Below are 16708 nucleotides of genomic sequence, written 5' to 3' on the forward strand. Positions count from 1 at the left end.
GAATGCAGCCATGCCGAAGCATTTCAGGACGATCGATGCCGCTCGCAGAAATCTTAGCGCAATCGAAAATTCCGCTGTCGACGAATTGCTCGCCGGCAGGATCGGCCGGCGCGAATTCCTGCGCCATGGCAGCGTGCTCGGCCTTTCGCTGCCATTCCTCGGCGGCATCGTCTCGGCGATCGGCCTTGGCGCTCCAGAAGCGCGCGCCGAGGGCAAGCCGGGCGGCACGGTGCGTGCAGGCGTCGCCGTGCCCGGCGGCGCCATCGACCCGGTCACCTTCTATGACAGCGGCAGCTACCAGCTCGTCTTCCAGACGGCCGAATTCCTGTGCGTGACGCAGCCCGACCTGACGCTGAAGCCGGTGCTGGCCGAGAGCTGGTCGCCCAATGCCGACGGAAGTGTGTGGACCTTCAAGCTGCGCAAGGGCGTGAAATTCCACAATGGCGAGGACTTCAAGGCCGACGACGTGGTGGCGACCTTCGACCGCCTCGCCGATCCGAGCGGCGCCTCCAACGCGCTGTCGGTATTCAAGGGGCTGCTGTCGAAGGGCGGCACGCGCAAGGTCGACGACCACACCGTCGAGTTCCATCTCGACGCGCCGAACGGCAGCTTCCCTTATTCGGTGTCGATCGACAATTACAACGCCGTCATCCTGCCGGCGAGCTACAAGGGCGATTACGAGAAGACCTTCGAGGGCACCGGGCCGTTCCGGCTCGAAAGCTACACGCCGAAAGTCGGCGCGAGCTTCGTGCGCAATCCCGACTATTGGGGCGAGAAGGCGCTGCCCGACCGGCTGGAGTTCAAATTCTACGGTGACGTGCAGCCGCGCATCCTGGCGCTGCAGGCGGGCGAGGTCGACGTGCTCGACGCCATCCCGCTCGACGTCAGCCAGGTGGTGCTCGGCAATCCGGACATCACGGTGCTGCGCGTCGCCTCCACCGCGCATCGCCAGTTCCATATGCGCTGCGACATGGCGCCCTTCACCGACAAGCGCGTGCGCCAGGCGCTGGCGCTGTGCATCGACCGCTCGAAGCTGGTCGACGGGCTCTGCCGCGGCATGGCGGCGACCGGCAATGACAGCCCGTTCGCGCCGGCTTTCCCCGCGACCGACAAGTCGGTGGCGCAGCGCACGCAGGACATCGCCAAGGCCAAGCAGCTGATGGAAGCAGCGGGCCTTGCCAGCGGCTTCGACATGACGCTGACGACGCTGCTCTATTCCGACATTCCCGGATACGCGCAGCTCTTCCAGAACTTCGCCAAGGAGATCGGCGCCCGTATCTCGCTCAACATCGAGGACCAGGACAAATATTACGGCAAGGCGGTGTTCGGCCAGTCGGACTGGCTGGACAGCCCGCTCGGCATCACCGACTACGCGCATCGCAGCGTGCCGAACGTCTTCCTGAAAAGCCCGTTGGTCAGCGACGGTCCGTGGAATGCGGCGCATTTCAAGAATACGGCCTATGACGGGCTGGTGACCGGCTATCTCAAGGCGCTCGACCTCGACACGCAGCGCAAGGCGGCGTCGGACATCCAAAAGCTGCTGCTCGACGAGACGCCGGTGATCTTCAGCTACTTCCCGGACCTTTTGGTGCCGGTGCGCAAGAATGTCAGCGGCCTGCCGCCGATCGCCGCCGGGCTGCTGCTCGACCGGGTATCGATAGGTTGATCATGGTCGCGCGCAAGGCCCTGGCTGCCAACGACGAAAAAAGGACGACTACCATTCGCAAGCCTCATTTGCGCGGCCGCGGGCCGCATTTCCCGCTGCTCGACAATATCGTGCAATATGAGTTCGAGCCCGGCTATGTCGCCTTCACCATGCCCTCGCCCAAGCGGCTGCGCGTGCAGGTCGGGCCGATGATCGTCGCCGACACCACCAAGGCGCTGGTGTTCTACGAGAGCGACCATCTGCCGGTCTATTACTTCCCGATGAGCGACGTGCGCGAGGAGTTCCTGCTGCCGAGCCGGACGACGACGGAAGACCCGTTCAAGGGCGTGGCCACGCATTATTCGCTGAACACCGGCATCACGCTGGTCGAGGATGGCGCCTGGCGCTATCTCGACCCCGTCAAGGGATGCCCGCCGATCGCGGACTACATATCCTTCTACTGGCCGAAGATGACGCATTGGTGGGAGGAGGACGAGGAGATCTTCGTCCATGCCCGCGATCCGTTCCGGCGCGTCGACTGCCTGCCTTCGTCGCGGCGCGTGCAGGTGATCCTCGACGGCGAGCAAGTCGCCGATTCACGGCGCGGCGTTTTCCTTTTCGAGACCGGTCATCCGGTGCGCCACTATCTGCCGATTTCGGACACGCGGCTCGATATGTTTACGCCTAGCCGCTACATCTCGCGCTGCCCCTACAAGGGCATCTCCAACTACTACCATGTGACCACACCTAAGAAGCGGCACGAGAACCTGGTCTGGTATTATCCCGAACCCGTGCATGAGGCCGAGCGCATCAAGGGGCTGGTGTGTTTTCATCACGAGCTGGTCGACAGGATACTGGTCGACGGCGTGGAGATTCCAAAGGAAGCGACGGCGGCATCCGACGGGTATTTCTGAGCGGTCCCCATTGGGCTAGGAACGCGAGGGCGCAAAATGAAAACCGTCTTCGTGGCGTTCCTTCACAGCACCCCCCTCTGTCCGGTAGGACAGAGGGGGGGTGCTGTTCCGCCAGCGTAAAAACTTTACCGCCTCGATCTTGCACGCCTCGGTGGTTGATTGCTTGCTGTGGCCGCCGCCAGCGCACTCCATCTCACTCGAAATCCCGTAGCAACCGCCGAAATGCCGGTTGAAATATTTTTCAAATAGAAATAGGAATGTTCAACCGGTGATCGCGGCGCGGCGGCGCGCCAATGAGTGGAGGAAGCGACATGTCCCATCCGCAATTCGCAGCGGAACTCCTGCAGCGCGCTGAGAAACAAGGGCCGATCACCATCGGTCTGGCCGGCGCCGGGCAGATGGGAACGGATATCGTCGTCCAGGTAGCACTCATGCCGGGCATGCGCATCGGCGCTATTTCCGAAGTCAGGCCGCAGGCGGCAATCGATGCGGCGCTTCTTGCCGGCCATGACCGTTCCGACATCGTGCAGGCGCCCAATGCCGCGGCCATCGACCGCGCCATCGAGGCCGGCAAGATCGCAGTCACCGAGGACCTTCATGCGCTCGCCGCCGCCGGCCGCATCGACGTCATCATCGATGCCACCGGCAATCCCAATATCGGCACGCTGTTCGCGCTCGAAGTGATGAAGAACGGCAAGCATATCGTCATGCTCAATGTCGAGGCCGACATCACCATCGGCCGTTTCCTCAAGGAAGAGGCGCGCAAGGCCGGCGTCGTCTACACCGGTGCGGCCGGCGACGAGCCCGCCTGCACGCTGGAGATCATCGGCTTCGCCAAAAGCCTCGGCTTCACAATAGTCGCCGCCGGCAAGGGCAAGAACAATCCGCTCAACATCGACGCGGTGCCCGCCGACTACGAGAAGGAAGCGGCCGAGCGCAACATGAATGCTCGCATGCTGGTCGAGTTCGTCGACGGCTCGAAGACGGCGATCGAGATGGTGGCGATCGCCAACGCCACCGGCCTGGTGCCCGACGTGCCCGGCATGCATGGCCCGACGGCGACGCTGGAGGAACTGGCCAGCGTGCTCTGCCCGCGCGAGGACGGCGGCGTGCTGCACCGCAAGGGCGCGGTCGACTATTCGATCGGCAAGGGCGTCGCGCCCGGCGTGTTCTGCATCATCGAGACGAAGCACCCTCGCGTGCTGGAGCGCATGATCGACCTCAAGGTCGGCAAAGGCCCCTATTTCACGATCTTCCGCCCCTATCACCTCACCAGCCTCGAAGTACCGCTGTCGGCGGCGCGCGCCGTGGTCTACAAGCGCGCCGACATGGAGCCGCTCGACCATCCGGTGGCCGAAGCGGTGGCGGTCGCCAAGACCAATCTCGGAACCGGACAGTCGCTGGGCATGATCGGCGAGAACGACTATCGCGGCTTCGCCATGACCTGGGAAGACGCGCGCGCCAAGGGCGTGTTGCCGATCGGGCTTGCAGAACGCGCCAAGGTGGTGAAGCCGATCAAAGCCGGCGACTTCCTGACCTATGAAAATTGTGTACCCGACGATTCGATGGTGATAACCCAGATCCGCCGTCGTCTCGACCAGTCGGACGGGCGGTTCGTTACCAACGCGGCCTAAAGCGCGTCGCGCTGAAACGGATCCAGGCGACGCGCTTTAGGTCTTTGTTTTCATGCATGCCGTTTTCGCAAAACCGCTGCATACTTTTGCGCGACATGCATTAACCTTGCGGATCCTCGGCTGATGGACGATGTCGTAATCGGGATCGACGCCTCGACGACGGCCGTGAAGGCGATCGCTTTCGCGCGGGACGGCACGGAACTCTTCCAGGCACGCGAAACCTATCCGCTGTCCAATCCGGCGCCGGGCCATTTCGAGCAGGACGCCGAGCATTGGTGGACGGCGCTGCTGTCGGCGCTGAGACAGGTTGCCGACAAGATCGATGCGCCTCGCGTCAAGGCGATCGCAATAGCCCACCAGCGCGAGAGCTTCACGCTGATCGACCGGAACGGCAAGCCGCTCATCCCCGCCATCCTGTGGCTGGACGAGCGCGCCCGCCTCCAGGTGGCGCGGCTTTCAGAAGAACTTGGCCGCGAGGCGATCCGCGACTGGAGCGGCAAGCCGCCGGACCCGACGCCGGCGCTCTACGCCTTGGCCTGGCTGATGGAGCATAAGCCGCAGGCGCTCGCCGATGCGGCAGCGCTGGTCGACGTGCATGCCTTCTTCGTCCACCGGCTCACGGGGCGCCTCGTCACCAGCACGGCGAGCGCCGATCCGCTCGGCCTGCTCGACATAGCGCATGGTGCATGGCATCCGCGGCTTGTCGAGGCGGCAGGCTTGCGGACGGAGCAACTGCCGAAGCTCACAGCCCCCGGCGAAATTTGTGGCACGCTGTCGGAACACATCGCGGCGACGACAGGCCTGAAGGCCGGCACGCCGGTCGTGGCCGGATCCGGCGACGGCCAGGCGATGGGCCTCGGCATGGGCGTCTACGGTCCCGGCAAGAGCTATCTCTCGTTGGGCTCGGGCGTCGTCAGCGGAAACTATTCCGGCACGGTCACGACATCGGATGCATTCCGCACGCTGGTCTCGCCGACCGGCTCCGGCTTCATGCTGGAAACCGTGCTGCGCTCCGGCATGCAGCTGGTCGACTGGATCGTGCGCACCACCGGCTCGCCTTCGGCCGCCGTGCTCGAAAAGGGGGCGATGACTGTTGCCTCCGGCAGCGACGGCCTGCTCGTCATGCCTTATTGGGCCGGCGTCATGAGCCCATACTGGGACGGCGCGGCGCGCGGCGCCATCGTCGGCCTGTCGCTCGATCACGAACCAAAGCATCTCTTCCGCGCAGTGCTGGAAGGCATCGCGCTGGAACAGGCGATCGCCACCGACGCGATGGAGGAGCAGACCGGCAAGGCCGGCGCGATGATCGCGGCCGGCGGCGGCACCAATTCGACGCTGCTGATGCAGATCATGGCGAGCGTGCTCGAGCGGCCGCTCTTCGTCTCGCCGGTCAACGAGGCGGCCGCGCTTGGCGCAGCCATGCTCGCGGCCTCGGCAATCGGCTGGTTCGCTTCGCCGGAGGACGCGGCAAAAGCGATGGCTGCGGAACCGGCAAGGCAGATCGTTCCCATCGAGGCGCTGGTACCGACCTATCGCGCCCGCAAGGAAATCTACCGCGACCTTTATCACGCGACACGCGACATCCACGCGCGACTAGGCTCGGCCTGAATGTGATCAACGCCATATGCGTGCGCTCCGGCCGATGCTAAGTTGCCTGGCGCTGCGGATAATTGCTCATGAAGACAGTTTTTCATCATGCTGCCTTGCCCTTGATTGCCACCCTGGCGGCAATGCCGGCGCCGGCGCTTGCCGGCGACAGGCCGGCATTCGAGCTCACGCTCGACATCGACCAGGACGGCACGATGGACCGTGCCGTGGTAGTGCAGGACGACGGCCCGGCCGACCTCTACATCTATCTGGCGACGGCCGGGGAGAAGCTAGATCCCTCGCGAAAACCCGATTTCGTGCGGAAGGCGCTGACCGAGGACCGGATCCTCGATCTCGAAAGCAAGGGCAAGGGATCGCTGGCGATCACCTCCTGCTTCGGTTGCGGCGCCAGCAAATCGACGGAAGACACACTGACCATCGTCCATCGCCAGGGCAAGTTCCTGGTCGGCGGCTACAGCCGCTATTGGGACTGGGGCATCCAGAAATCAGACGGAACCGTCGAGACGACGATCGGTGATTGCGACATCAACTACCTCACCGGCAAGGCCACGGCTTCCAGAGACCTGGAAGCCGGCAAGCCGGTCAAGGGTAGGTTCAAGCCGGTGCCGCTGAAGAACTGGTCCTACGAGAAGCGACCCAAGATCTGCAGCTTCTGATCCAGTGAATTTCAACGACTGAGCAGCCCCTTGGCCGCGTCCTCGTCGGTGATCAGCACGGAAACTCTCGCGTTGGCGAGCGCCGCGCGCATGACGGCGATCTTCTCCTGTCCGCCAGACACCAGGATGGTGGTAGGGATGTCGGACAGGTCCTGGAGCGGATAGGCGCAGACGCGGCGATTGACTTCATGGTCGACCGTGCGGCCCTCGGCATCAATGAAATGGCACAGGATATCGCCGACCGCGCCGGCCGCCTGCAGTTCCTCCAGCTCGCTCGGCTTGATGAAGCCGTAGTTGGCGATCGGGCTGTCGTTGGAGAAGGAGCCGACGCTGAGCACCGCGATGTTGGCGCGCCGCGCCCTGTAGACCACGTCCTGGACGCTGCGCTGGCTCATGAAGGCATCGCGCTGCTCCGGCCTGTCGGCATAGACCGGCACGGGCAGCAGATAGCATTCGGCGCCGATCTTCTCGGCGAACTCCCAGGCGCTCTCGGTCGGGTTGAGCGGCTGCGCATGGGTGAGGCCGCCGAGCATCGAGACCACTGTGGTCCTGGCGATCGGCCGCCTGGGCAGTTCGTTGATGGCGAATTTCAATGTACGTCCCCAGCCGAGCGCGATCACATCGCCGGGATTGACGTTGTCGGCGAGATAGGCGGCGGCGGCGTGACCGATCAGCAGCGGCGTGTTGCTGCGGTCGGCGGCCGACGGCACGACCACGGCCTGGCTGAGGCCGAAGCGCTGCTTCAGGCCCTCCTCCAGTTGCACGCATTCGACGACGCTGTCGCGGATGCGGAATTGGACCACGCCCTCCTCACGCGCGGCCGACAGAATGCGATGCACCTTGATGCGGCCGACGCCGAGGATCTCCGAGATCCGCTCCTGCGTCAGGCCTTCGACATAATAGTGCCAGGCAGCGCGGGCCTTGAGCTCGGCATCCGGAAAGCGCGAAGCCCTCTCGTTCTCGATCACCGCCATCCTTGTGCCTCCCGGGTGCGCTGGACTTTCCCTATGGCAAACCGTCGGTTCGCGCAAACCATCGCCGAATGCATGCACGGCACTTGACAATTTTCTGATGAACGTTTTAGCTGAACAAAATTGCATATCAAAGATAAATTGTTCACAAGGGAGGTGCCTGGTGAACAAGAGCGGCCGGCGCGCCATCGCCGGTCCGCTGACGGAGGAGACGAAGTGGCCGTGAGCAACGAGACGAGCGAGTTGAAGGCTGGCACCGGCGCCGCGCAGGCCGCGTCGGTCGCGAAGCTTTCGGCGCTGTTTGCCGGGACGATGGGACCTTTGATCGGGCTGGCGCTCTTGTGCCTGGCGCTGGCGCTGACCACCGATACCTTCCTGACCTTTCGCAACATCCTCAACGTGCTCGACCAGGTCACCGTGCTCGGCATCATGGCGATCGGCATGACGCTGGTCATCCTGATCGGCGGCATCGACCTTTCGGTCGGCTCGGTGCTGGCGCTTGCCTCGATGGTGATGGGCTATGTCGCCTATCCCGACTACCTCAACCTGGGCGTTCCGGTGGGCATTGCCGCGGCGTTGGTCGTGGCCGGCCTCTGCGGCCTGGTCTCCGGCCTGCTGGTGACAGTGACCAAGCTGCCGCCCTTCATCGCGACGCTCGCCATGATGTCGGTGGCGCGCGGTCTCGCCAACATGATCACCGACGGCTCGCAGATCGTCGGCTTTCCCGATTGGTTCACCAACCTGTCGATCGTCCGCCATTTCGGCTTCCTGTCGGTCACCGTCGGGCTGATGATCGTGCTGGCGATCATCTTCGCCATCTTCCTCAACTATCGCGCCACGGGCCGCAACCTTTATGCGATCGGCGGCAGCGCCGAGGTCGCCCGTCTTTCCGGCATTCCGGTGAAGTCGCTGACAAACTGGGTCTATGCCGTCTGCGGCCTGCTTGCCGGGCTCGCCGGCATCGTGCTCGCGGCACGGCTCGATTCCGTGCAGCCGAGCTCGGGCGTCGGCTACGAGCTCGACACGATCGCCGCGGTGGTCATTGGCGGCGCCAGCCTTTCGGGCGGCATCGGCTCGATCGGCGGCACGGCTATCGGCGTGCTGATTATCGGCGTGCTGCGCAACGGGCTCAACCTGCTCGGCGTCTCGCCCTTCGTCCAGCAGGTGGTGATCGGCGTGGTGATCGCGCTGGCGGTCGCCACCGACACGTGGCGGCGCCGCAGGCAATGAGAATTCGCCCGGATGTCCGGGCGGAACGGATCGGTCGATCCGAGACTGGGACTGTCCGGCCGGGGGCGCCGCGATGCGCAGGCGGGACGGAATTGAACACCAACGGAGGAAAAACATGCTGACCAAACGTTCACTGCTGCTTGCGGCCGCGGCCATCGTCCCGCTGCTCGGCCTGTCCGACGCCGCCTCGGCCAAGGACGCCAAGAAGCTCGGGCTGGCCGTCGCCAACCTGCAGGCGGACTTCTTCAACCAGATCAAGCAGTCTGTCGAAGCCTACGCCAAGGAGAAGGGTATCGAGGTCATCACCGTCGACGCCAAGGGCGACTCGGCAACGCAGGTCAGCCAGGTGCAGGACCTCGTCACGCAGAACATCGACGCGCTGATCTACATCCCGGCCGGCGCCACCGCCGCGACCGTACCGACCAAGACCGCCAAGGCCGCCGGCATCCCTGTGGTCAATGTCGACCGCAACGCCGACGGCGCGCCCGGCGACACCTTCATCGCCACCGACAGCGTCAACTCCGCCAAGGGCGTGTGCGACTACATCGCCAAGCAGGCCGGCGGCAAGGGCGAGATGGTCATCATCCATGGCCAGAAGGGCACGACGCCGGAAGTCGACCGTTCCAAGGGCTGCGGTGAGGCGCTGAAGGCTTATCCGGACATCAAGGTGGTCGGCGAGCTCTGGAGCGACCAGTGGCACCAGGACGAGGGCTTCAAGCTGGCGCAGGACCTGCTGCAGGCCCATCCCAATGTCTCGGTCATCTTCGGTCAGGCCGACGCGCTGGCGCTGGGTGCCGCGCAGGCGGTCAAGGTCGCCAATCCGGATCACAAGGTCTGGATCGCCGGCTTCGACGGCGACGTGGCGGCCTTGAAAGCACTGAAGGACGGCGTGTTCGACGTCACCGCGACGCAGCAGACGCAAGGCATGGGCCGGCTCGCCGTCGACTCGGCGATCAAGATCGTGGCCGGCGAGAAGCTTGCCGCCGATCAGTTGCAGGATGCGACGCTGACCACCAAGGACAATGTCGCGCAGTTCATCGAAAAGCATCCCTAAAGAGCCGGCACCTTCAAGAGAGCGCCACGATGTCCACTGAACTTCGCCAAAGCGAAGGCCCGCATAACGGACTCTTCGTCAACGGGCTGAGCAAAAGCTACGGACCGGTGCAGGTCCTGGCCGATGCGAGCTTCGAGGTGCGGCCGGGAGAAGTCGTGGCGCTGCTCGGCGAGAACGGCGCCGGCAAGTCGACGGTGTCCAACATCATCGCCGGTTCGACGAAGCCCGATGCTGGCACCATCATCTGGCGGGGGAAGCCATACTCCCCCGCCAATCCCGCCGCGGCCATCGAGGCCGGGGTCGGCATGATCCATCAGGAACTGAAGCTGCTGCCGGACTTGTCGGTGGCGGAGAACGTCTATGTCGGGCGCCTGCCGATGCGCGGCGGCCGCATCGACCGCGCGACCATGAACGCCAAGGCCTCGGCGCAGTTGAAGCGCCTCGGCCTCGATGTCTCGCCCGAACGCAAGGTGCGCACACTGCGCGTCGCCGCCCAGCAGCAGGTCGAGATCGCCAAGGCGCTGACGCTGAACGCGGAGCTTTTGATCCTCGACGAGCCGACCGCGGCGCTCGGCGGCGAGGAGACGGAACTGCTCTTCCAGCAGATCCGCAAGCTCAAGACCGAAGGCATGTCCTTCATCTATATCAGCCACCGCCTCGACGAGATCGCGCAGATCGCCGACCGCGTGGTGGTGATGCGCGACGGCCGCATCGTCGCGCGGCACGAGCGCGCCAATATCCCGGTGCGCACCGTGGTGGAACAGATGGTCGGGCGCAGCGTCGAGCGCATGTTCCCGAAGCTCTCGCCGCCCGGCGACAAGACGCTGCTCGAAGTCGAGAACCTGTCCTCTCCGGAGCGCAGCTTCAACAACGTTTCCTTCTCGGTGAAATCGGGTGAAATCCTCGGCATCGCCGGGCTGATCGGCGCCGGACGCACGGAGCTGGTGCGGGCGATCGCCGGCGCCGACCCGATCTCGTCAGGCTCGGTGCGCGTCGCGGGCCAGCCGATCGGCCTCAGCGGCCCCGCCGCGGCGATCAGGGCCGGCGTCGTGCTGGTGCCGGAGGACCGCAAGGAACAGGGCGTGGTGCTGGAGCAGACGATCGGCGAGAACCTCGCCATCGGCAATTTCGATCATGTCGCGCCGAACGGCTGGGTGTTTCCGAAAGCGGTGCAGAGATTCGCCGAGGCCGGCATTTCGAGGCTCGGCGTCAAGGGACGGCCGAACCAGGCGGTCTCAAAACTTTCCGGCGGCAACCAGCAGAAGGTGATCATCGCCAAATGGGTGTCGCGGCCGCCCAAGGTGTTCATCCTCGACGAGCCGACGCGCGGCATCGATGTCGGAGCCCGCGCGGCGATCTACGACGTCATCGCCGACCTCGCCCGCTCGGGCATGGCGGTGGTGGTGGTGAGCTCGGACCTCGAGGAAGTGCTGGGGCTCTCGCATCGCGTGCTGGTGCTGAGCCGCGGCCGCCAGCGCGGCATCCTCGATCGCGACGAGGCAAGCAATGTCGCCGTGATGGAGCTCGCCACGAGCTGAGGCACGGCGGATGGGAACAAAGCGCAGCAGGTGATACCCTCCCAGGCACCGGACCGCGCGGGGCGCCAGCAGGACTGGCGCCCCTTCTTTCAGGAAGAGGGAGAGAGATGAAACTGTTCGATCTTCACGGCGACGTGGCATTGGTGACAGGCGCCGGCAGCGGCATCGGTCAGGCGATCGCCATCGGGCTTGCGGAGGCCGGCGCCGATGTCGCCTGCTTCGGCCACAGCTCGAAAGGCGGGCTTGAAGAGACGGCCGGCAAGATCAAGGCGCTCGGCCGCAAGGCGCTGGTGCTGACCGGCACGGTGACATCCGAAAGCGACCTTGCGGCGGCGGTGGAACGTATCGAGAAGAAACTCGGCGCGCTGACGATTGCCGTCAACAATGCCGGCGTCGCCGGGGCAGAACCCGCCGAGACGCTGCCGATGGAAAAGTGGCAGAAGATCTACGACGTCAATGTCAGCGGCGTCTTCCTGTCCTGCCAGGCCGAGGCGCGCGTCATGCTGCCCCGCCGCCGGGGCTCGATCATCAACATCGCCTCGATGTCGGGCTCGATCGTCAATCGCGGCCTGACGCAGGCGCACTACAATTCCTCCAAGGCGGCGGTGATCCACATGTCGAAGAGCCTCGCCATGGAGTGGGCCGACCGCGGCCTGCGCGTCAATGTGGTGAGCCCCGGCTACACACTGACGCCAATGAACAAACGCCCAGAGGTCGCCGAGCAGATAAAAATCTTCGAGCGCGACACGCCGATGGGCCGCATGGCGACGCCGGAGGAGATGGTCGGCCCGACTGTGTTCCTGGCAAGCCGGGCCGCGAGTTTCGTCACCGGCATCGACCTCATCGTCGATGGCGGCTTCGTCTGCTGGTAGGGGAAAGTTGAAGTGCAGAAGCGTTTCGAAGGAAAGACAGCGGTCGTCACGGGCGCCAGCGGCGGCATCGGCGCCGCCATGGCCAAGCGCTTCGCGGCGGAAGGCTCGGCGGTCGTGGTCAGCGCCATCGATCCCCGCGTCGACGAAGTTGCAGCAAGCCTCAAGGCATCGGGTGCGAAGGTCGCCTCGATGCGCATGGACGTAACGAAGAAGGACGAGGTCGAGGCACTCTACGATCTTGCCGAGAAGGAATTCGGCCGCGTCGACATCTCCGTGCAGAACGCCGGCGTCATCACCATCGCCAGGATCGAGGCGATGACGGAAGCCGAGTGGGACAAGGTGATGGCGGTGAACACCAAGGGCGTGTTCCTGTGCTGCCAGGAGGCGATTGCCCGCATGCGCAAGCATGGCCAAGGCGGCCGGCTGATCAACACGGCGTCCGGCCAGGCGCGGCAGGGCTTCATCTACACTCCGCACTACGCGGCCTCGAAATTCGGCGTCGTCGGCATCACCCAGAGCCTCGCCAAGGAAGTCGCCAAGGAGAAGATCACCGTCAACGCCATCTGCCCCGGCATCATCGACACCGACATGTGGGCCTATAACGACACCGCCTGGGGCAAGCTGCTAGGCGACTACAAGCCGGGCGAGCTGATGGCGGAATGGGTGAAGAACATCCCGATGGGCCGCGCCGGCAGCGGCGAGGATGTGTCCGGCCTGGTCAGCTTCCTCGCCAGCGACGACGCGGCCTACATCACCGGACAGACCATCAATGTCGACGGCGGCCTGATCATGTCGTGAGGGGCCACGACCGTATCTCGGCTGGCGGCAAACTCTTATGGGCGACCCGCCGACGGCGCCAATACCTTGCCCGACGTATAGTGCGCGCACCTTTGTTCTTCGCACATACGGAAGCTTCCTCAACCAACTGTGAAAGGCCGCGGTCTGGTGCCTGTCGCCATCGATCCCGAGACGGCCTTCAAGCTGGCGGTAATAGAGGCCTTCGCCACTGCCGGCATTTCCAAGTCGGAACTCGCTCGGCGCCTCGGGCGGGGCGAGACGGAGGCGGGTCGTATCCTCGACCCGGACCACCCGACGGGCTTGCCGCTGATGAAAGCGGCGCTTGCCGTGCTCGGCAAGCAAGCTGTCGTATCAATCATGGATGCGGCTTGACGCCCGCGCCGGGACCGTGTCGGAAGATTTCGTTGCCGGACCCGCGACATAAGAAGGCTTGCCGCCACGATTGCGCTCCTGTGTCGCACCGAATATGTTCACTTGGAGTGAAATAACTCCGCATTGGCTTGGGGCGACATGGCGAAGAAGAATTCCAATACCAAGCCTGCCGGCGTGGCCGCCAAGGGCAAGACGCTGCCAAAAAACATCCCGGCCCATGGGCCCACGATCCGAACGCCGCTGACGCAAGACCCGCACGCGATCCGCGACACCCGCGAAAAAGTGCTGGAGGTCGCCATTGGCCATGAGGTGCGCGCCTTCCGCAAGAAGCTCGGCATCACGGTCGCCGATCTCGCGGCGGCCACCGACATTTCGCTCGGCATGCTGTCGAAGATCGAGAACGGCATCACCTCGCCTTCGCTGACCACGCTGCAGGCGCTGTCGCGGGCGCTCGGCGTTCCTCTCACCGCCTTCTTTCGCCGCTTCGAGGAGGAACACAGCGCAGTCTTCGTCAAGGCCGGCGAAGGCGTCGATGTCGAGCGGCGCGGCACGCGCGCTGGCCACCAGTACAATCTGCTCGGCCATATCGGCGCAAACACCAGCGGCGTCGTCGTCGAGCCCTACATGATCACGCTGACCGAGGAGTCGGATGTGTTCCCGACCTTCCAGCATGAAGGCATGGAGTTCCTCTACATGCTCGAGGGCGAGGTTCTGTACCGGCATGGCAGCAACCTCTACCCGATGAAGCCGGGCGACAGTCTGTTCTTCGATGCCGACGCGCCGCACGGACCGGAAGAGCTGACGCGGCTGCCGATGCGCTATCTTTCCATAATCTGCTACCCGCAGAACAGCACGAGCTGATCAGCGCGTAAGCCCTACCTCGCGAGGCATTTCAGCTGGCTCGTGCCCAGCGTCATGCAGTTCCTGCGGGCAAATGGTTTTATCCACAGGCAAGCGGCGGGCCATGAAGCCAAGTCGTTTACGCTGCGTAAAACCGGCTTGACAATCTCGCGGTTCGAGCAGAACTTATGAAAAAAATTTCACTCTGTTGAAAGAGTGGACGCCCGGTCGTTTCGGGACCGGACGTCGAGAAAAGGGGAAAAACCGATGTCCGACCTTAAGCAGCGCGTCGAAGCGCTGTACCGTTCCGACGTGCGCGGATCCGTGCTCCTGATCGTCTGCCTGTGGGCAACGATCCTCTTCGTCCTCCTGATGACCTGGGCTTATATCCCCGACAGCGGGATCAAGCTCGTGGTGGTGGTCGCGGCCGCCGCGGTGCTGATCTTCAACACCGCCGCCATCCTGGCGATGCTCAATCACTACAAGGAAGACAAGGACTTCATCTACGGCCTCGACATCAAGAACGCCGACGCGTTCCGCAACCGCAAGTCCTGAGGGGAAAGACCATGTCTCGCTACATCCCGCCGGAACAGAGCAAGGCCGGCCAGATCTTCGACATCGCCGTCGTCGTGGTCGCCATCTTCGTGGCGCTGTGGCTGCCGCTGAAACTCGGCCTCGCCGGCGCGGCGAAATCCATCGATCCCCTGGACGCCAAGACCTGGGACGCGCTCGGCCAGAACGCGACCATGGCCTCGGTCTGGGAAAAGCTCGGCTATACGCCAGAGACCGCGCACGACATCATCCAGAACCGCTTCCACTACATCATCGACTGGCCGACGCTGATCATCATGGCGGTCGTGCTGATCGCCTATTTCGTCTTCCTGTTCCGCGCCTCCGATCGCGAGTATCGCGAGGTGATCAACGAAAAATTCGACGACAAGTAATCCTTCGACGACACGTAATTCAGGGACACGATCATGTGGATGACAGTCTCTTACGCATGCTGGGGCATCTCGATCCTGCTGGCGCTCTGGATGCTCTACGACTGGTTCAAAGTCGATACGACCTATTCCGAGGGTGTTTTGACCTCCTCGCGCGAGGGCGAGCTTGAAGCCGTTTCCGAAAAACACCGGATCTGAGTGGGGACTGACGATGACCGCTGCGGTTGAAACGGGACTAACGACGACTATCCACGGCGACAGGGTTTCGCTGCTCAGGGTGCTCGGCCCCGCCCATGTCTGGGCGCTCGGCGTCGGCATCGTGCTGGTCGGCGAGTTCACCGGCTGGAACTTTGCGGCCGACAAGGGCGGGGCGCTTGCCGCTCTGATCGTCTGCTGGATCGTCGGGTTGCTCTACACATCGGTCGCCATGATCGATTCCGAAGTGACCTCGACCGTCGCCGCGGCCGGCGGGCAATACGCGCAGGCCAAGCACATCGTCGGGCCGCTGATGGCCTTCAACGTCGCGCTGTTCCTGGTCTTCGCCTACACCATGCTCGAAGTGTCGGACGCGATCCTGCTCGGCGACACGATCGTCGCCAAGGCCGGCGTCGAAGGATTGACGCACAATTCCTTCATCGCCGCCACCATCGTGGTGCTCGCCTGGCTCAACTATCGCGGCGTGCTGATGACGCTCAACGTCAACTTCATCATCACCGCGGTCGCCTATATCTCGATCGTCATCCTGTTCTTCTCGGTGAGCCCCTGGACGCAAGGGGCGGTGCTGAAACTCAATGAGTTGGTCACGCCCGGCAACGCGCTGCCCTATGGCTGGATCGGCGTTATCGCCGCCTTCCAGTTCGGCATCTGGTATTATCTCGGCATCGAAGGCACCACGCAGGCCGCCGAGGAAGTGCGCTCGCCGGCGCGCTCCCTGCCCTATGGCACGATGGCCGGCATGATCACGCTTTTGATCGCCGCCGCCATGACCTGGTATGTCTGCGCCTCGCTGATGCCTTGGGAATATCTTGGCATCACCTATTATCCGCTCTGGGACGCCGGCAAGCTGACCGGCAGCCCGTTGCTCGAGAACCTGCTCTTCATCGCGACATTGCTCGCGGCGCTCGCCTCGGCCAATGGCTGCATCAACGACGCGGCGCGCGCCTGGTTCTCGCTCGGCCGCGACCGCTACCTGCCGAGCTGGTTCTCGGCGGTGCATCCGAAGTACCGCACCCCCTATCGCTCGATCCTGTTCCTGCTGCCGATCGCGCTGGCCTTCGCCTTCATCGCCGACCTCAACCAGGCGATCACCTTCTCGATCCTGTCGGGCGTGCTGCAATACACCTTCATGAGCATCAACATCCTGATGTTCCGCAAGAAGTGGCCGCTGGGCTCGATCCGCCGCGGCTACACGCATCCCTTCCATCCGCTGCCGGCGATCGTTCTGTTCTGCCTGTGCGTGGTGACCTTCTTCGCCATCTTCCTCGGCTTCGGCTCGCAGTTGATCGCGATGACCATCTTCTATTTCCTGATCTCGCTGTGGTTCCACTTCTACCGCTACAAGTTCGTGCGCCGCGGCGACCAGTTCACCATGCCGTGGCCGAAACCACAGGGCTATTGAACGGAAAAAACCCGCCG

At 64.0% G+C, this 16708-nt stretch carries 17 protein-coding genes; 16 read left to right on the forward strand and 1 reads right to left on the reverse strand.

Annotated elements, in window-relative coordinates:
* Positions 1-10: 10 nt before the first annotated feature.
* From EJ070_RS34615 to EJ070_RS34635, 5 genes are all read left to right on the forward strand, one after another.
* On the forward strand, positions 11-1666 hold the full coding sequence (locus tag EJ070_RS34615; protein ID WP_126095355.1) for an ABC transporter substrate-binding protein: 1656 nt from the start codon (positions 11-13) through the stop codon (positions 1664-1666).
* 2 nt (positions 1667-1668) lie between these two features.
* Positions 1669-2559, forward strand: coding sequence for a DUF427 domain-containing protein (locus EJ070_RS34620; RefSeq protein ID WP_126095356.1), 891 nt, complete (start codon positions 1669-1671; stop codon positions 2557-2559).
* A 311-nt stretch (positions 2560-2870) separates the two neighbouring features.
* Complete coding sequence (locus EJ070_RS34625; RefSeq protein WP_126095357.1) at positions 2871-4193, forward strand: homoserine dehydrogenase; 1323 nt, start codon at positions 2871-2873, stop codon at positions 4191-4193.
* 123 nt (positions 4194-4316) lie between these two features.
* Positions 4317-5801 carry an FGGY family carbohydrate kinase gene (locus EJ070_RS34630; protein WP_126095358.1) on the forward strand — a complete coding sequence of 495 codons (1485 nt, stop codon included), beginning with the start codon at positions 4317-4319 and terminating at the stop codon, positions 5799-5801.
* A 68-nt stretch (positions 5802-5869) separates the two neighbouring features.
* A complete protein-coding gene (locus EJ070_RS34635; RefSeq protein WP_126095359.1) occupies positions 5870-6457 on the forward strand; it encodes a hypothetical protein in 588 nt (195 codons plus the stop codon).
* Between the two features lie 11 nt (positions 6458-6468).
* On the opposite strand, the gene EJ070_RS34640 is transcribed toward EJ070_RS34635, so the two are convergent.
* On the reverse strand, positions 6469-7431 hold the full coding sequence (locus EJ070_RS34640) for a sugar-binding transcriptional regulator (RefSeq protein WP_126095360.1): 963 nt from the start codon (positions 7429-7431) through the stop codon (positions 6469-6471).
* A gap of 309 nt (positions 7432-7740) precedes the next feature.
* Here EJ070_RS34640 and EJ070_RS34645 point away from each other — a divergent pair, with 309 nt between their 5' ends.
* From EJ070_RS34645 to EJ070_RS34695, 11 genes are all read left to right on the forward strand, one after another.
* Entirely contained in the window at positions 7741-8658 is a 918-nt protein-coding gene (locus tag EJ070_RS34645; protein ID WP_245464980.1) for an ABC transporter permease, read from the forward strand.
* A gap of 115 nt (positions 8659-8773) precedes the next feature.
* Complete coding sequence (locus EJ070_RS34650) at positions 8774-9712, forward strand: sugar ABC transporter substrate-binding protein (RefSeq protein ID WP_126095362.1); 939 nt, start codon at positions 8774-8776, stop codon at positions 9710-9712.
* Between the two features lie 29 nt (positions 9713-9741).
* Positions 9742-11250: a sugar ABC transporter ATP-binding protein gene (locus EJ070_RS34655; RefSeq protein WP_126095363.1), complete on the forward strand. Its 1509-nt coding sequence runs from the start codon at positions 9742-9744 to the stop codon at positions 11248-11250.
* 107 nt (positions 11251-11357) lie between these two features.
* Positions 11358-12122 (forward strand): SDR family oxidoreductase, encoded by a 765-nt coding sequence (locus tag EJ070_RS34660; RefSeq protein ID WP_126095364.1) that lies wholly within the window; start codon positions 11358-11360, stop codon positions 12120-12122.
* 12 nt (positions 12123-12134) lie between these two features.
* On the forward strand, positions 12135-12920 hold the full coding sequence (locus EJ070_RS34665; RefSeq protein ID WP_126095365.1) for a glucose 1-dehydrogenase: 786 nt from the start codon (positions 12135-12137) through the stop codon (positions 12918-12920).
* Positions 12921-13067: 147 nt separating this feature from the next.
* Positions 13068-13292 (forward strand): hypothetical protein, encoded by a 225-nt coding sequence (locus EJ070_RS34670; protein WP_189350258.1) that lies wholly within the window; start codon positions 13068-13070, stop codon positions 13290-13292.
* A 138-nt stretch (positions 13293-13430) separates the two neighbouring features.
* Positions 13431-14153, forward strand: coding sequence for an XRE family transcriptional regulator (locus EJ070_RS34675; RefSeq protein ID WP_126095366.1), 723 nt, complete (start codon positions 13431-13433; stop codon positions 14151-14153).
* A gap of 246 nt (positions 14154-14399) precedes the next feature.
* The gene (locus tag EJ070_RS34680) at positions 14400-14687 is read left to right on the forward strand and encodes a hypothetical protein (RefSeq protein ID WP_126095367.1); all 288 of its coding nucleotides are present in this window, start codon (positions 14400-14402) and stop codon (positions 14685-14687) included.
* 11 nt (positions 14688-14698) lie between these two features.
* Positions 14699-15076: a hypothetical protein gene (locus EJ070_RS34685; protein WP_126095368.1), complete on the forward strand. Its 378-nt coding sequence runs from the start codon at positions 14699-14701 to the stop codon at positions 15074-15076.
* A 33-nt stretch (positions 15077-15109) separates the two neighbouring features.
* Positions 15110-15271 carry a hypothetical protein gene (locus EJ070_RS34690; protein ID WP_126095369.1) on the forward strand — a complete coding sequence of 54 codons (162 nt, stop codon included), beginning with the start codon at positions 15110-15112 and terminating at the stop codon, positions 15269-15271.
* Between the two features lie 13 nt (positions 15272-15284).
* On the forward strand, positions 15285-16691 hold the full coding sequence (locus tag EJ070_RS34695; protein WP_126095370.1) for an amino acid permease: 1407 nt from the start codon (positions 15285-15287) through the stop codon (positions 16689-16691).
* Positions 16692-16708: the final 17 nt, after the last annotated feature.

Origin of the sequence: Mesorhizobium sp. M1E.F.Ca.ET.045.02.1.1 (genome assembly GCF_003952485.1) — a bacterium.
Classification (GTDB): domain Bacteria; phylum Pseudomonadota; class Alphaproteobacteria; order Rhizobiales; family Rhizobiaceae; genus Mesorhizobium.

What these genes read in the sequence shown, in the direction of transcription:
- EJ070_RS34615 (WP_126095355.1), top strand. Translation starts at nt 11, where the DNA reads ATGCCGAAGCATTTCAGGACGATCGATGCCGCTCGCAGAAATCTTAGC.
- EJ070_RS34620 (WP_126095356.1), top strand. Translation starts at nt 1,669, where the DNA reads ATGGTCGCGCGCAAGGCCCTGGCTGCCAACGACGAAAAAAGGACGACT.
- EJ070_RS34625 (WP_126095357.1), top strand. Translation starts at nt 2,871, where the DNA reads ATGTCCCATCCGCAATTCGCAGCGGAACTCCTGCAGCGCGCTGAGAAA.
- EJ070_RS34630 (WP_126095358.1), top strand. Translation starts at nt 4,317, where the DNA reads ATGGACGATGTCGTAATCGGGATCGACGCCTCGACGACGGCCGTGAAG.
- EJ070_RS34635 (WP_126095359.1), top strand. Translation starts at nt 5,870, where the DNA reads ATGAAGACAGTTTTTCATCATGCTGCCTTGCCCTTGATTGCCACCCTG.
- EJ070_RS34640 (WP_126095360.1), bottom strand. Translation starts at nt 7,431, where the DNA reads ATGGCGGTGATCGAGAACGAGAGGGCTTCGCGCTTTCCGGATGCCGAG.
- EJ070_RS34645 (WP_245464980.1), top strand. Translation starts at nt 7,741, where the DNA reads ATGGGACCTTTGATCGGGCTGGCGCTCTTGTGCCTGGCGCTGGCGCTG.
- EJ070_RS34650 (WP_126095362.1), top strand. Translation starts at nt 8,774, where the DNA reads ATGCTGACCAAACGTTCACTGCTGCTTGCGGCCGCGGCCATCGTCCCG.
- EJ070_RS34655 (WP_126095363.1), top strand. Translation starts at nt 9,742, where the DNA reads ATGTCCACTGAACTTCGCCAAAGCGAAGGCCCGCATAACGGACTCTTC.
- EJ070_RS34660 (WP_126095364.1), top strand. Translation starts at nt 11,358, where the DNA reads ATGAAACTGTTCGATCTTCACGGCGACGTGGCATTGGTGACAGGCGCC.
- EJ070_RS34675 (WP_126095366.1), top strand. Translation starts at nt 13,431, where the DNA reads ATGGCGAAGAAGAATTCCAATACCAAGCCTGCCGGCGTGGCCGCCAAG.
- EJ070_RS34680 (WP_126095367.1), top strand. Translation starts at nt 14,400, where the DNA reads ATGTCCGACCTTAAGCAGCGCGTCGAAGCGCTGTACCGTTCCGACGTG.
- EJ070_RS34685 (WP_126095368.1), top strand. Translation starts at nt 14,699, where the DNA reads ATGTCTCGCTACATCCCGCCGGAACAGAGCAAGGCCGGCCAGATCTTC.
- EJ070_RS34690 (WP_126095369.1), top strand. Translation starts at nt 15,110, where the DNA reads ATGTGGATGACAGTCTCTTACGCATGCTGGGGCATCTCGATCCTGCTG.
- EJ070_RS34695 (WP_126095370.1), top strand. Translation starts at nt 15,285, where the DNA reads ATGACCGCTGCGGTTGAAACGGGACTAACGACGACTATCCACGGCGAC.